This is a genomic window from Sagittula sp. SSi028, assembly GCF_048553715.1.
Classification (GTDB): Bacteria; Pseudomonadota; Alphaproteobacteria; order Rhodobacterales; family Rhodobacteraceae; genus Sagittula.
Genome location: NZ_JBLZNC010000001.1, coordinates 287,893 through 303,168 on the forward strand (window position 1 = coordinate 287,893; position 15,276 = coordinate 303,168).

Annotated in this window: 13 protein-coding genes; 12 read left to right on the forward strand and 1 reads right to left on the reverse strand. The window is 63.9% G+C overall.

Annotated features, from left to right (window positions below; genetic code table 11):
* Window positions 1-79: 79 nt before the first annotated feature.
* From ACN5AZ_RS01375 to cysG, 12 genes are all read left to right on the forward strand, one after another.
* Window positions 80-664: an ANTAR domain-containing response regulator gene (locus tag ACN5AZ_RS01375; protein WP_419427454.1), complete on the forward strand. Its 585-nt coding sequence runs from the start codon at window positions 80-82 to the stop codon at window positions 662-664.
* Complete coding sequence (locus tag ACN5AZ_RS01380; RefSeq protein WP_419427052.1) at window positions 661-1,830, forward strand: ABC transporter substrate-binding protein; 1,170 nt, start codon at window positions 661-663, stop codon at window positions 1,828-1,830. The genes ACN5AZ_RS01375 and ACN5AZ_RS01380 overlap by 4 nt, the downstream gene beginning before the upstream one ends.
* Window positions 1,831-1,878: 48 nt before the next feature.
* The gene (locus tag ACN5AZ_RS01385) at window positions 1,879-2,028 is read left to right on the forward strand and encodes a hypothetical protein (RefSeq protein WP_419427053.1); all 150 of its coding nucleotides are present in this window, start codon (window positions 1,879-1,881) and stop codon (window positions 2,026-2,028) included.
* Between the two features lie 63 nt (window positions 2,029-2,091).
* The gene (locus ACN5AZ_RS01390) at window positions 2,092-3,459 is read left to right on the forward strand and encodes a CmpA/NrtA family ABC transporter substrate-binding protein (protein ID WP_419427054.1); all 1,368 of its coding nucleotides are present in this window, start codon (window positions 2,092-2,094) and stop codon (window positions 3,457-3,459) included.
* A gap of 345 nt (window positions 3,460-3,804) precedes the next feature.
* Window positions 3,805-4,881 (forward strand): ABC transporter permease, encoded by a 1,077-nt coding sequence (locus ACN5AZ_RS01395; RefSeq protein WP_419427055.1) that lies wholly within the window; start codon window positions 3,805-3,807, stop codon window positions 4,879-4,881.
* A gap of 28 nt (window positions 4,882-4,909) precedes the next feature.
* A complete protein-coding gene (locus ACN5AZ_RS01400; RefSeq protein ID WP_419427056.1) occupies window positions 4,910-6,595 on the forward strand; it encodes an ABC transporter ATP-binding protein in 1,686 nt (561 codons plus the stop codon).
* Window positions 6,596-6,600: 5 nt separating this feature from the next.
* Entirely contained in the window at window positions 6,601-7,023 is a 423-nt protein-coding gene (locus ACN5AZ_RS01405) for a globin family protein (protein ID WP_419427057.1), read from the forward strand.
* Entirely contained in the window at window positions 7,020-9,455 is a 2,436-nt protein-coding gene (gene nirB / locus ACN5AZ_RS01410; protein WP_419427058.1) for a nitrite reductase large subunit NirB, read from the forward strand. The genes ACN5AZ_RS01405 and nirB overlap by 4 nt, the downstream gene beginning before the upstream one ends.
* A 151-nt stretch (window positions 9,456-9,606) precedes the next feature.
* Window positions 9,607-9,936, forward strand: a complete 330-nt coding sequence (gene nirD, locus ACN5AZ_RS01415) for a nitrite reductase small subunit NirD (protein ID WP_419427059.1) — start codon at window positions 9,607-9,609, stop codon at window positions 9,934-9,936.
* Window positions 9,933-12,566, forward strand: coding sequence for a molybdopterin-dependent oxidoreductase (locus ACN5AZ_RS01420; protein WP_419427060.1), 2,634 nt, complete (start codon window positions 9,933-9,935; stop codon window positions 12,564-12,566). The genes nirD and ACN5AZ_RS01420 overlap by 4 nt, the downstream gene beginning before the upstream one ends.
* Window positions 12,563-13,504, forward strand: coding sequence for a glycosyl transferase family protein (locus ACN5AZ_RS01425; protein ID WP_419427061.1), 942 nt, complete (start codon window positions 12,563-12,565; stop codon window positions 13,502-13,504). Before ACN5AZ_RS01420 ends, ACN5AZ_RS01425 begins: the two co-directional genes overlap by 4 nt.
* Window positions 13,505-13,526: 22 nt before the next feature.
* Window positions 13,527-14,912, forward strand: coding sequence for a siroheme synthase CysG (gene cysG, locus ACN5AZ_RS01430; protein ID WP_419427062.1), 1,386 nt, complete (start codon window positions 13,527-13,529; stop codon window positions 14,910-14,912).
* On the opposite strand, the gene ACN5AZ_RS01435 is transcribed toward cysG, so the two are convergent.
* The gene (locus ACN5AZ_RS01435) at window positions 14,909-15,226 is read right to left on the reverse strand and encodes a LysR substrate-binding domain-containing protein (protein WP_419427455.1); all 318 of its coding nucleotides are present in this window, start codon (window positions 15,224-15,226) and stop codon (window positions 14,909-14,911) included. The genes cysG and ACN5AZ_RS01435 overlap by 4 nt on opposite strands.
* Window positions 15,227-15,276: the final 50 nt, after the last annotated feature.

Sequence of the window (15,276 nt, forward strand, 5' to 3'; positions counted from 1 at the left end):
GCCGAAAATGTTGCCGCGTCAAACGGTGTGACGCCACTGACGTATTGTGCAGGGCAAAGCGGCGATGCACCTCAGGATCATGCAAAGCCGCCTGACCGTTGTTGTTGTCGAAGAAGATCGTGACCGCGCCGCCGATATTGTCGGCGCGCTCCAGCGCAATGATGACTGTATCGTGCACGTGGTGAGCAATACGCGCGGTCTTGCGGCCCGCATCGCAGCGCATGCGCCCGATATCGTGTTGATCGGCGTCGACAATCCCACACGCGACATGATGGAAGAGCTTACGCTGGCCTCTGGTCCGCTGGACCGCCCTGTGGCCATGTTTGTCTCTGGCGCGGCGGGCGGGCTTGCCCAAACCGCGATCGAGGCGGGTGTTTCCGCCTATGTGGTGGACGGTCTGGCGCCCGAGCGTCTCAAGCCGGTCATGGACACCGCCATCGCGCGTTTTGGCATGATCCGGCAGATGCGGCAGGAACTGGCCGAGACACGCCGCGCGCTGGAAGAACGCAAAGTCATCGACCGCGCCAAGGGCCTGTTGATGAAAGCCCGCAACATCGACGAGGACGCGGCCTATGCGCTGCTGCGCAAGACGGCGATGGATCAGGGGCGCAAGGTGGCCGATGTGGCCGAGGCACTGGTCACCGCGGCGGGGCTGTTGGGATGAGGACGGTAACACTGCCCGTGGCCTATATGCCGCTTGTCGACGCGGCACCGCTGATTGTCGCGCAAGAGATGGGGTTTGCCGAATCCGAGGCGATTGCGCTTGAGTTGATCCCAGCGCCGTCGTGGTCGTCACTGCGGGACATGCTGTCCTTTGGTCGGGTCGACGCGGCGCATATGCTGTCGGTCGCACCTGTGGCCATGGGGCTGGGGCTGGGTGGTATGACCACGCCGCTGGCTGCGGTGTCCGTGCTGTCGGTGAATGGCAATGTGATTGGCGTGGGGCGGGTCTTGCAGGACCGGCTGCGCGCGCAGGGCTACGGGTTCGACTTCACAGATGCCTTTGCCGCGGCCCGCGCGCTCAAGGATGCGGGACAGGGAAAGATCACGTTCGGCGTGCCGTTCCCGTTTTCGATGCATGTGGAATTGCTGCGCTACTGGGCAGAACGCAGTCCGCTGGGGCTCGACAGTGTCGAGGTGCGCACCGTGCCGCCGCCGCTGATGGCCGAAGCGCTGGAGGCCGGTGACATCGATGCCTTCTGCGTGGGGGAGCCTTGGGGCTCTGTCGCGGTGGATCGTGGGCTGGGGGCGTTGTTGTTGCCCGGTCAGGCGATCTGGCAGGGTGCGCCGGAAAAGGTGCTGGCGGTCCGTCAGGACTGGGCCGAGACAGAGCCGGACCTGTTGGGGCGGCTGATGCGCGCCGTCTGGAAATCCAGCCGCTGGTTGGCGCAGCCCAACAGTCATATCGCGGCCGCCGAGATCCTGTCGCGCAAGGGCTTTCTTGATCTGCCCTCTGAATTGATCGACCGGGCCCTGACGGGCCGGATGGTGATTTCAGGGCAGGGGGAGCAACGGGAATGCCCCGGGTTCCTCCGGTTCCAAGGGGCGGCCGCCAGCTTTCCGTGGCGCAGCCAGTCGGCATGGATCGCGGACCGCTTGCGTCTGTCCCATGGGGTTACGGGCGATCTGTCCGGCGGCATCAATGCTTTTCGCGCCGATATCTACCGCCAGCACATGACCCGCACCGATGCGGATTTGCCCGGCGCGTCGGCCAAGCTGGAAGGGGCGTTGGCGCATCCGACGGCTGTGGCGTCGACCAAGGGGCGGCTGTCTTTGCTGCCGGATCGATTCTTTGATGGCGCGATTTTCGACCCCGACGGTGCGGAGTGATGAAATGTTGTGCAGGCAACCGCTGCGCTGCAGAAAATCACCACAATCATGACGAAAGTTCTGGTCCTTACCGCTGCGCTGCCGCAAAACAGTTTCATCGACCTGCAACGGGGTGGGTCGATCCGAATTTCTCCCACTGACAGGGATATTCTGAGCAAGGTCGCTCGCTTTCTGCCGATGTGTGTCGGTGGTCAGTGATCGGCCTTTTTTGCGTTTAGCCCGTTGTCACAGAAACGGCGGGCCCAACAACAGGGACCAGCCATGAAAAAGCTCCTCCTCGGCCTTGCAGCCACAACAGCGCTTGCCTCTCCGGCATTTGCGGAACTTCTGGAACTGGAAAAAGACGAACTGACCTTTGGCTTTATCAAGCTGACGGATATGGCGCCGCTCGCCGTTGCCTATGAGCAGGGGTATTTCCTGGACGAGGGCCTGTTTGTCACGCTCGAAGCACAGGCCAACTGGAAGGTTCTGCTGGATGGCGTCATCGACGGTCAGCTTGACGGTGCGCATATGCTGGCCGGTCAGCCGCTGGCTGCGACCATCGGCTTTGGCACCGAGGCGCATATTATCACACCGTTCTCGATGGACCTGAACGGCAACGGCATCACCGTGTCGAACGAGATCTGGGAACAGATGCTGCCGCATATCCCCAAGATGGATGACGGTCGCCCGCAGCACCCGATCTCGGCCGAGGCGCTGGCGCCTGTCGTCGAAGACTATGCCGCACAGGGCAAGCCCTTCAACATGGGCATGGTGTTCCCGGTGTCCACCCACAACTACGAGCTGCGCTACTGGTTGGCGGCAGGTGGTCTGCACCCGGGCTACTACTCCGAAGAAAACATCTCCGGCCAGATCGGCGCGGATGTGCTGCTGTCCGTCACGCCCCCGCCGCAGATGCCTGCAACGCTCGAAGCGGGCACCATCTATGGCTACTGCGTGGGTGAGCCGTGGAACCAGCAGGCCGTGTTCAAAGGCATCGGCGTTCCGGTCATCACCGACTACGAGCTGTGGAAGAACAACCCCGAGAAGGTGTTCGGCATCACCAACGAATTCGCGGAACAGTATCCCAACACCACGCTGGCCGTGACCAAGGCGCTGATCCGCGCGGCCATGTGGCTGGACGAGAACGACAACGAAAACCGCATGGAAGCGGTCGAGATCCTGTCGCGTCCCGAATATGTGGGCGCAGACGCAGAGGTGATCGCCAACTCCATGACCGGCACCTTCGAGTACGAGAAGGGCGACAAGCGCGATGTCCCCGACTTCAACGTGTTCTTCCGCTACAACGCGACCTATCCGTTCTACTCTGACGCGATCTGGTATCTGACGCAGATGCGCCGCTGGGGCCAGATTGCCGAGCCGAAGGCCGACAGCTGGTACGACGAGGTCGCCAAGTCGGTCTACAAGCCCGAGATCTATCTCGAAGCGGCCCGCCTGCTGGTCGACGAGGGGCTGGCGAACGAGGCGGACTTCCCCTGGGACAGCGACGGCTACAAAGCGCCGACCCCGTCCGAGGATATCATCGATGGCATCGCCTATGACGGCCGCGCACCCAATGCCTACCTCGACAGCCTGCCGATCGGTCTGAAGGGCGACCAGAGAGTCGTCGGCACCGAAGTCGAGGGGTGAGGCACCGCACCGCCTGTAAGGCGGCGGACCTTCCAGTGGAAGGTCCGGGTGCCGAACGGGCAGCGCCCCGGCGCAGGCCACTCAGCGTCTGACAGGATGCTGCGCGGCGTGACAGGGCAGGGGCCCAAGGTTTGCTCCCCGATGGTCCGCTGCCCGACCCGAACCATTGCATCTGCCGGCCTCGGCAGATGCGTCCATCCCCCGACGGATGGGCTTTCACGCCACCGCCCCGCCAATCAGATGCGTCGGGCGGTGGGTTGAAAACCCACCCTACGGCCCGTCGCCCCCATGGGGTCCGGGCAGCCACATGACCCGAGCCAAGTTTTTCCCGCGAGGACCACAGCCATGACCACCGCCGATCCGAATTTCTCTGAAAGCGCCGACCGCGAGGCACGCCGCGCGCGCCTGTTCACCCGCATCAATGCCGCCGACAAGTGGTTTCAGGTGCTGGGCCTGTCGTGGCTGACCCCGATGCTGCGTGCGGCGGCCGGTGACAACCCGCGCGCGCAGATGAAAGACATCTGGCGTCTGCTGGCGGTGCCTTTGCTGGCCATCGCGGGATTTCTGGTGCTGTGGGGCGTCTTGGCGCCGAAGGTACAGACCAGCCTTGGCGCGGTGCCGGGACCGGCGCAGGTCTGGACCGAGGCGGTCAACCTGCATGAAGACGCGGTCGCCAAGGCTGAAAAGCGCGCGGCCTTTGACGCGCAGGTGGCCAAGCTGAACGAGCGTCTGATTGCGCAGGGCAAAGAGCCCAAGACCCGCGCCTACACCGGCGCGCCGACCTATTACCAACAGATCTGGACGTCGATCCAGACCGTGTTCTTTGGCTTCCTGCTGGCGACCGTCGTCGCCGTGCCGCTTGGTATTTTGGCCGGTCTGTCGCCCACGGCCAACGCAGGCCTGAATCCGCTGATCCAGATCTTCAAGCCGGTCTCGCCGCTGGCATGGTTGCCCATCGTGACCATGATCGTCTCGGCACTGGCCGCGACTGAGGGCGGGCTGTTCCCGAAATCCTTCATCATCTCTGCTGTTACCGTGACCCTGTGTTCGCTGTGGCCCACGCTGATCAACACCTCGCTCGGTGTGGCCTCCATCGACAAGGATCTGGTGAACGTCTCCAAGGTTCTGAAAATGAACACCTGGACCAAGATCACCAAGCTGGTGCTGCCCTCGGCGCTGCCGCTGATCTTTACCGGTCTGCGTCTCAGCCTTGGTGTGGGCTGGATGGTTCTGATCGCGGCAGAGATGCTGGCGCAGAACCCGGGCCTTGGCAAATTCGTCTGGGACGAGTTCCAGAACGGGTCGTCCTCCAGCCTTGCCAAGATCATGGTTGCGGTTCTGACCATCGGCATCATCGGCTTCCTGCTGGACCGTGTGATGTACGCGCTGCAATCGCTCTTCACCTTCACCAACCACCGGTGAGCGGGCTGACCGCGCGAAAGGATACGCCATGAGCATTCTCAAACTCGAAAACGTCAGCCAGAGCTTTGGCACCGGAACACACGCCAGCCATGTGCTCAAAGACATCAACCTTGACGTCCAGGAGGGGGAGTTCCTCGTCCTGCTGGGCTTCTCGGGGACAGGCAAGACCACGCTGATCAATCTGATGGCCGGTCTGGAACAGCCGACCAAGGGCCGCGCCACCTATCGTGGCAAGCCCATCACCGGCCCGGGCCCGGAGCGCGGCGTGATCTTTCAAAGCTATTCGCTGATGCCTTGGCTGACGGTCAGCGGCAATGTGCGGCTTGCGGTGGACACCGTGTTCCCGAACCTGTCGAAGACGGAAAAGGACGAGAAAGTCGCCCATTACGTCAAAATGGTGGGCCTTGGCCACGCAGCCAGCCGCCGCCCGGCAGAGCTGTCAGGTGGCATGCGTCAGCGGGTGAACGTGGCCCGCGCGCTGGCGATGTCGCCGGAGATGCTGCTGCTGGACGAGCCGCTTTCGGCGCTCGACGCCCTGACACGCGCCAATCTGGCGGACGAGATCGAACGGATCTGGGATGCGGACAAAAAGACTTGTGTGCTGATCACCAACGACGTGGACGAGGCGATCCTTCTTGCCGATCGCATCATCGCCCTGAACCCTGACGGCACATTGGGCGAGGAGTTCAAGGTCACCATCCCGCGTCCCCGCGACCGGATGGAGATGAACACCAACGACACGTTCAAGGCGCTGCGCGCAGATGTGACGCAATACCTGATGGATGTGGGGATCGAGGCCAAGGTCGAAGGCACCCGCGCATTGCCCGAGGTGACGCCGATCCACGGTGTGCCCGCAGCCGTACAGGACGCGCAAAAGGGCATGATCGACAACCGCTTCCTTGATTTCAGCCAACTGCACAAGATTTACCCCACGCCCAAGGGGCCGCTGACCGTGGTGGAGGATTTTGACCTCAAGATCGACCGTGGCGAATTCATCAGCCTTATCGGCCATTCGGGCTGTGGCAAATCCACAGTGCTGACCATGGCCGCCGGTCTGAACGAGATCTCCAAGGGGGCGATCAAGCTCGACGGACGCCACGTCGAAGGCGCCGATCCCGAACGCGCCGTGGTGTTCCAGTCGCCCAACCTGTTCCCGTGGCTGTCGGCGCGCGAGAACTGTGCCATCGGCGTGGACAAGGTCTATCCGCGCGCCTCGCAGGCGGAGCGGCAGGACGTGGTGGAATACTACCTCGAACGGGTGGGGCTGGCGGATGCTATGGACAAACCCGCTTCCGAGATGTCGAACGGCATGCAGCAGCGGGTGGGCATTGCGCGCGCCTTTGCGCTGTCGCCGAAACTTCTGCTTTTGGATGAACCCTTTGGCATGCTGGACAGCCTGACCCGTTGGGAGCTGCAGGAAGTGCTGATGGAGGTCTGGAGCCGGACCAAGGTCACCGCCATCTGCGTGACCCATGACGTGGACGAGGCTATTTTGCTGGCGGATCGCGTGGTCATGATGACCAACGGCCCGCAGGCGACCATCGGCAAGATCACAGAGGTCGATCTGCCGCGTCCGCGCACCCGCAAGGCGCTGCTCGCCCATCCCGACTATTACGCCTACCGTCAGGAAGTGCTCGATTTCCTTGAGGAATACGAACACGGCGCCAAGCCCAAGTCCAAGGCGCAGGCCCCCAAATCCATTGCGGCGGAGTGAGCGCGATGACACCGGAACAAATCGCATTGGTGCAGGACAGCTTTGCGCGTGTCGCCCCCATCGCCCCGCAGGCGGGAGAAGCCTTTTACGCGCGGCTGTTTGAAATCGCCCCCGAGGTGCGTCCGATGTTCAAGTCGGATGTGACCGAACAGGCGGGCAAGCTGATGACCACGCTGGGCGTGGTGGTCAAGGGTCTGACTGATCTGCCGAAAATTGTCCCAGTGGCCGAAAACCTTGCCCGTGGGCATGTGGCCTACGGGGTGAAGCCGGATCACTACGCGCCGGTGGGCGCGGCTTTGATCGACACTTTGGCCGCCGGTCTGGGGGAGGCATTCACCCCCGACGTGCAGGCCGCATGGGAAGAAGCCTACGCAACGCTGTCCGGTGTGATGATCGCCGCAGCCTATCCGAAGGAGAACGTCGCATGAGCGCGCAGCGTCTAATTGTTATCGGCGCCGGGATGGCCTCGGGGCGGATGATCGAACATCTCGTCGAAGAGGCTCCGGGCCGCTACGACATCACTTTGATCAACGCAGAGCCTCGCGGCAACTACAACCGCATTATGCTCAGCCCGGTTCTGGCAGGGGACAAGACCTATGAGGAAATCGTCACCCATGACGATGCGTTTTATGCCTGCCACCACGTGACGTGCAAATTCGGCACCAAGGTCGACGCCATCGACACCACGGCCAAGACCGTCACCACCGACGCGGGCGAGACATTGCCCTATGACAAGCTGGTCTTTGGTACGGGGTCCAACCCTTTCATGATCCCGCTGCCGGGGCATGATCTGGACGGCGTGATCGCCTATCGCGATCTCGAAGACACGCAGGCGATGATGGATCTCGGCGCAGGTCAAAGCGCGGTCGTCATCGGCGGCGGTCTGCTCGGTCTGGAAGCGGCGGCAGGGATGGCTGCGCGCGGTGTCGACGTCACGGTGGTCCACATCATGGGTCACCTGATGGAACGCCAGTTGGACGAGGCCGCAGGCTATCTGCTGAAAAAGGCGCTGGAGGCGAAGGGCATCACGGTCCTGACCGGCGCCAACTCCAAGGAAATTCTGGGCGAGAACGGCCGCGCGCGGGCGCTGCTGCTTGACGACGGGACAGAGCTTCCCTGCGATCTGTTGTGCATGGCCGTGGGCATCCGTCCCAATGTGGCGCTGGCACAGGCCGCAGGCCTTGCGGTGGGGCGCGGCATCCATGTGGATGACCAGATGATGACCTCTGTCGCGGATGTTTACGCGGTGGGCGAATGTGTCGAACATGACGGCGCGTTGTTCGGCCTTGTGGCGCCGCTGTACGATCAGGCCAAGGTGCTGGCCAAGACCCTGCTGGGCGAGGAAGCGGCGTTCAAACAGAAATCCCTGTCCACCAAGCTCAAGGTCACGGGCTGTGATCTGTTCAGCGCCGGCGATTTCGCCGAAGGTGAGGGCCGCGAGGATATCGTGTTCCGCGACCCGTCGCGCGGGGTCTACAAACGTCTCGTGATCGAAGCCGACCGTCTGATCGGCGCGGTGATGTATGGCGACACCGCCGACAGCAACTGGTTCTTTGGCCTGATCCAGTCGGGCGAAGACATCTCCGAGATGCGCGAGACACTGATCTTTGGCCCCGCCTATCAAGGGGGTGCCGCCGCGGACCCTTTGTCAGCCGTTGCAGCATTGCCGCCTGAGGCGGAGATTTGCGGCTGCAACGGCATTTGCAAAGGCACCATCGTTGACGCAATCAACGCGGGCGCAACCGATCTGGGCGCGGTGAAGGCCACGACCAAGGCCAGCGCATCCTGCGGCACCTGCACGGGTCTGGTGGAACAACTGCTTCAGGTCACGCTGGGCGATGAGTTCCAGATGCCCACGGCTCAGCCGATCTGTGGCTGCTGTGATCTGACCCACGAGGACGTGCGCCGCCTGATCAAATCCCAAGAGCTGAAAAGCCAGGAGGCCGTCTGGCAGGAGCTGGGCTGGAAAACACGCAACGGCTGTCACGTCTGCCGCCCTGCGGTGAACTTTTACCTGCTGGCGGATTGGCCGCTGGAATACCGCGACGATCCGCAGTCGCGTTTCGTCAACGAACGCAAACACGCCAACATCCAGAAAGACGGCACCTTCAGCGTTGTGCCGCGCATGTGGGGGGGCATCACCAATGCCGCCGAGCTGCGCGCCATCGCGGATGCGGCTGACAAATACAAGGTGCCCACGGTCAAGGTCACCGGCGGCCAGCGGATCGACCTGCTCGGCGTCAAGGGCGAGGACCTGCCGCATATCTGGGCGGATCTGAACAAGGCCGGTCTGGTGTCGGGCCACGCCTATTCCAAGGGGCTGCGCACGGTCAAAACCTGTGTCGGCACGGACCATTGCCGCTTTGGCACGCAGGACAGTACCGGGCTTGGCATCAAGCTGGAGCAGATCCTGTGGGGTTCGTGGACACCGCATAAGGTCAAGCTGGGCATCTCGGGCTGTCCGCGCAACTGCGCCGAGGCCACCTGCAAGGACGTGGGCGTCATCTGCGTCGACAGCGGCTATCAAATCGGTGTGGCCGGTGCGGCTGGCATGGATGTGAAGGAAACCGAACGTCTGGTCGATGTGGCCACAGATGCAGAGGCCATCGAATGGACCACGGCCTTTGTCCAGCTGTACCGCGAGAACGCCAAGTATCTTGACCGGCCCTATAAATGGGTCGCCAAGGTCGGGCTGGACTGGGTGAAGGACCGTTTGGATGACGCGGGTGAACGCGCCCGTCTGGTCGAGGCGTTCGAGCTGTCGCAAAGCATCTACCGCAAGGATCCTTGGGCGGAACATGCCGCACAGGCGGAACGCTATCAGCCGCTGGCCGATCTGACGCTGGAGGCGGCGGAATGATGTTCCGTCTCGGTCACCACCGTCTGCCCGGCCAGCCCGCCGGGCAGATACAAACGCAAAGCCGGGCAGCCCCGCCCGCGCGCCTGCCGATGTTTAGTGTGATGGCGGGGTTTGGCCTGTGCGTCGCCGCCGTGATGAAAGGTCTTTTGACATGAGCTGGATCGATATCTGCGCCCTTGACGACATTCCCCTGCGCGGCGCGCGCAAGCTGAAAACCGCCATGGGCTGCGTGGCGGTCTTCCGCACCGCCGAGGCCGAGGTCTTTGCCGCCTCCGACACATGCCCCCATAAGGCGGGTCCCCTGTCCGAGGGCATCGTGCATGGCCAGTCGGTGACATGCCCGCTGCACAACTGGGTGTTTGACCTCAACACCGGACAGGCCAAGGGCGAGGACGGGCAGATCGCCACCTACGCCCTGCGCATCGAAGGCGACCGCGTCCTGATCGACGCACGCGAACTGTCAGGACGGAGCGCCGCATGACCGAAGGGACACAGCAGCCCTGGACACGGTCCACCTGTCCCTATTGCGGGGTGGGCTGCGGTGTCCTTTTGCGTGCAACACAAGACAGCGGGATCGAGGTCAAGGGCGACCCCGATCACCCCGCCAATCAGGGGCGCCTGTGTTCCAAAGGCAGCGCCTTGGCCGAAACGGTGGGCCTTGGCCACCGTTTGCTTGCGCCTCGGGTCAACGGGGCAGAGGCCACTTGGGACGACGCGCTGCAACTGGTGGCGGACCGGTTCCGCCAGACCATCGCAGAGCACGGACCCGATAGCGTGGCGTTCTATGTCTCGGGCCAGCTTCTGACCGAAGACTACTATGTCGCCAACAAGCTGATGAAAGGGTTCATGGGCTCGGCCAATATCGACACCAACTCGCGCCTGTGCATGGCGTCGTCGGTGGCAGGGCACAAACGCGCCTTTGGCACGGACACGGTGCCGGGCACCTACGAGGATATCGACGAGGCCGATCTGGTGGTGCTGGTGGGGTCGAACCTCGCGTGGTGTCATCCCGTGCTTTACCAGCGGCTGCTGGCGGCCCGCGCGGCACGCGGCACAAAGATCGTTGTGGTCGATCCGCGCCGCACCGCAAGCTGTGATGGCGCCGACATGCATCTGCCGCTGCAGCCGGGATCGGATGTGGCGCTGTTCAATCGCCTGCTGGCCCGTATTGCGGATCGGGGGGCTGTGGACGGCGATTATCTGCGCAATACCAGTGGGTTCACTGACGCGCTTGAGGCAGCGGTCGAGGCGGATACCTCTGTCACCGGATTGCCCGAAGCCGAGATTGACGCCTTTTGCGACCTTTGGATCGACACGCCCAAGGTGGTGACGATCTATTCCCAAGGGGTGAACCAGTCGACCTCCGGCTCGGACAAGGTCAACGCGATCCTGAATTGCCACCTCGCCACAGGGCGCATTGGCACGCCGGGCTGCGGCCCGCTGTCGGTCACGGGCCAGCCCAACGCCATGGGCGGGCGCGAGGTCGGCGGGCTGGCCAACATGTTGACCTGTCATCTCGATCTGGAAAACGCCGAACATCGCGCGGCGGTACGCGCCGCATGGGATGCCCCCGACATGCCGGTTGCGGCGGGGTTAAAGGCCGTCGATATGTTCCGCGCCGTGGGCGAGGGGCGGATCAAGGCGCTGTGGATCATCCACACCAACCCGGCGGTGTCGATGCCCGACGCGGATGCGGTGCGCGACGCGATCAAAGGCTGCGATTTCACCGTGGTCAGCGACATTACCGCGCGGACCGATACGGCGCGTCTGGCCGATGTGATCCTGCCCGCCAGCGCTTGGGGTGAAAAGGACGGCACCGTCACCAATTCGGACCGCACCATCAGCCGCCAGCGCGCGGTGCTGCCCGCGCCGGACGGCACCCGTGCCGATTGGGATATTCTGGCAGAGGTCGGTCGGCGGATGGGCTGGGCGGATGCCTTTGACTTCCAAAAGCCGGTCGAGATCTTCCGCGAATATGCGGCGCTGTCTGCCTTGGGCAGCCGCTTTGGCCGCGACTTCGACATCTCGGCGCTCTCGGACCTGAGCGATACGGACTATGCCAAGATGCCCCCGCAGCGCTGGCCTGTGACCGCAGAACGCAAGGGCGGTCGGTTCTTTGCCGACGGGGCGTTTTTCCATGCAGACGGGCGGGGGCGGCTGTTGCCGGTACGTTGGCGCGCGCCTGCGGCCAAGACCGCGCCGCGCTATCCGTTCCGCTTGAACACAGGCCGGCTTCGTGATCAGTGGCATACGATGACACGCACCGCGCTCAGCCCGCGCCTGTCGGCGCATCTGTCCGAACCCTTTCTCGACATCCACCCCGAGGATGCCGCCGCGCTTGAGATTGGCGCCTCCGATCTGGTGCAGGTCAAAAGCCCCACCGGTGCCTCTATCCTGCGCGCGCGGATTACAGATGCGGTGGGCCGTGGACAGGTCTTTGCGCCGATGCACTGGACGGGCGAGACCGCGCCGTCGGCGCGCATTGATGCGCTGGTCCCAGGCGAGGTCGATCCCGTCTCCGGCCAGCCCGAAAGTAAGGCCGCCGTGGTGGCTGTGACGCGGTTTGATGCGGCGTGGTATGGCTTTGCGGTGTCGGCCACAGAGATGCAGCCCGACTGTGACTACTGGGCCTTGGCGCGCACGGCGCAGGGCTATCGCGCGGAATTGGCGGGCTCTGCACCCACCTCCGACTGGGAAGCCGAGGCCCGCCGCCTGCTGCGCGCGCGCGATGCCACCGCTGCCGTTCTGACGGATGAGGCGCGCGGCACCGCACGGATCGTGCTGCACGATGATGGCGTGATCAAAGGCGCGTTGTTTGTGGCCGCGCGTCCTGTGGCGGTGATGCGCGACTACCTCGCGAGCCTTCCGGGCAGCGACACGCCTGATGCGCTGATTGGCCGTCCGCCTGCGGATATGCCCAACCCCGGACCGATCCTGTGTTCGTGCTTTGGCGTTGGTGTGAACACCATCATCGATGCGGTGGAAACCCGTGGCGCGATGAGCGTGGATGCCATCGGCGAGATGCTGGGCGCGGGCACCAACTGCGGCTCCTGCCGCCCCGAAATCGCGGAACTGTTGCAAGGGCTGATCGCGCGGGAGGCCGCAGAATGAGCCTTGCCGAACATGTGCGCACATTGGGGCGAGGGCCGGGCCGGTCGCGCAGCCTGACGCAGGCCGAAGCCTTTGACGCCATGACGCAAATGTTGTCCGGGCAGGCCGCGGCAGAGGCCACCGGCGCGCTGTTGATGTTGCTGCGCATGAAGGGCGAAACTGCCGAGGAGATCGCAGGATTTGCCAGTGCCGCACAGGCGGCCTTGCCCGCGCTGCCGGTCGTGGATCTGGATTGGCCCAGCTATGCCGCAGGGCGCACGCGGGGGGAGCCGTGGTTTTTGCTGTCGGCCAAGCTGGTGGCACAGGCAGGCCACCGCGTTTTGCTTCACGGGTGGAACGGGGCGGACACAAAGGTGCGCGCCGGTCTGACAGAGGCAGGGATCCCCTGCGCCACCTCAACCGAGGACGCGGGCGCGCTGCTTGATCAGGGCGGGATCGCCTATCTGCCGCTGGAAACCCTGTGCCCGCCGCTGTTCGATCTGCTGGGTCTGCGGTCGGTGCTGGGGCTGCGGTCCTGTGTGAACACCGTCTGCCGGATGCTGAACCCCGCGCAGGCGCGCGCCAGCGTCCAAGGCGTGTTCCACCCCTCGTACCGCGAATTGCAGCGTGATGCGGCGCAGCTTTTGGGCTGGCACGGGATGAGCGTTATCAAGGGTGCAGGCGGTGAATTCGAACGCAACCCGGCCAAGGAGATCGCCGTTTTTGGCCTTCGCGATGGGCAGCCTTGGGCTGATCCCGCGCCTGCTTCTGTGGCGCAGGTGCGCCGCATGTCCGAGAGCGATGATTTGCGGCTCAGCGATCTGTGGCACGGGCAAGAGGCGGATTTTGAACGTGAACTGGTGCTTGGGACCGCCTCCCTTGCGCTGCAGACTTTGGGCGATGTAGACACCCGCGCCGAGACCCTGTGGTCGACCCGGCCGACGCTGCTCCCCGCTTGAATTTGATTTAAAGGACCGCGCTATGAAAGCCTTTCCGATGTTTATCCGCACCTCCGGTCGCCGCGTTGTGATCGTGGGCGGGGGCGAGCAGGCCGCACAAAAGGCGCGTCTGATTCTGAAAACCGATGCGGATCTGGTGCTGGTCGCGCCGGAGCTGGATGACGAGCTGTCGGCCTTGGTGGCCGAGGGGCGCGCGCGCGCCACAGCCGATCTGACCCAGGAAGTGCTGTCGGATGCGGCCATGGTCTTTATCGGCACCGGCTGTCCGGGCTATGACGCCGCCGCCCATGCGCTGGCCAAGGCGGCAGGGGCCATGGTGAATGTCGTCGACCAGCCCGACCTGTGTGACATGACCACACCGGCCATCGTGGACCGCGATCCGATTGTGGTGGCCATCGGGTCCGAGGGGACGGCCCCTGTGTTGACCCGCGATATCAAGACCCGACTGGAACAGATGCTGCCGCAGACCATCGGAGGGCTCGCAGCCCTAGCGGGGCGTCTGCGCCCGTCGGTTGAACGGCAGGTGCCGCGCGCCCAGCGTCGCGCGCTGTGGGCTTGGGTTTTCAAGGGCGCACCGCGCGCCATCTGGACCCGAGGGCAGGAACGTGACGCGGCCCGCGCCATCAAGGACGCCATCGCCGCAGGGGCGGCACCTCAGTCCGACAGTGCCGGTCTAATCAGCCTTGTGGGCGCAGGCCCCGGCGCGCGGGATTTGCTGACCCTGCGCGCGGTGGAACGTCTGCAAGAGGCGGATGTGATCTTTTACGACCGTCTGGTGGACGAAGAGGTGCTGGAACTGGCGCGCCGCGATGCAGAACGGGTGTTTGTGGGCAAACACGTGGGCGCGCATAGCTGGCCGCAGGAGCGGATCAACCAGATGATCGTGACAGAGGCCGCCAAGGGCCGTCGCGTGGTCCGTCTGAAATCGGGCGATCCCGGTATCTTTGGCCGCGCGACCGAGGAGTTGGAAGCGGCAGAGGCTGCGGGCATCGCCACAGAGATCGTGCCGGGGATCACGGCGGCCTGTGCGGCGGGCGCGTCTTTGGGGCGCAGCCTGACCCAGCGCAATGTGACCGATGCTTTGGTGCTGGCCACGGGCACAGGCTGCGCCGACGATCCCGAACCCGAATGCACGCGGCTGGCCGGTCCGGGCACAGTGACCGCGTTTTACATGTCGGTGCGCCATGCGGATCGTTTGGCCAATGGGTTGATGGCCAAAGGTCTGCCGCCACATGCGCCGGTGGATGTGGCGCTGGAGGTGTCCAAGAAGGGCGAACGCCATCTGACCGCCACGGTGGAGACACTGGCGCAGGTCCTGTCCGACGAAAAGATCGAAGGCTGCGCCATCCTGTTGGTGTCCTGGCCCAAGGATCTGACACAGGCGCGGCGCGGCTTGGCGGCTGTTTAACGGGCGTTTGCCTCTGCCACCAACCATGCCACAAGAGCCGAGACCTCGGGGCGGAAACCGCTGCGCCCTGACGGCAGCACGGTGTGGTGGCCTTGCTGTTTCGGCAGCGTGAATGCTGACGCGAGCCGCAACCGGCCCTGATCCAGATAGGGCTGCGCAAAAACACGGGCAACCAACGCGATGCCCACGCCCTGCGCCGCCAATTCCAGCGCCATCAGCGATTGATCCACCGTATAGGCGGGCGGGGGCTGCGCTTTAGCAGACCGACAAAATTTTTTAACCCTTCGGCAAATTATTTTTCGTTTTAGGTTCAGCCGCTCGTTTCGATACGCCTGTCACATATCTTTTTCATCGGCGGGGCAAC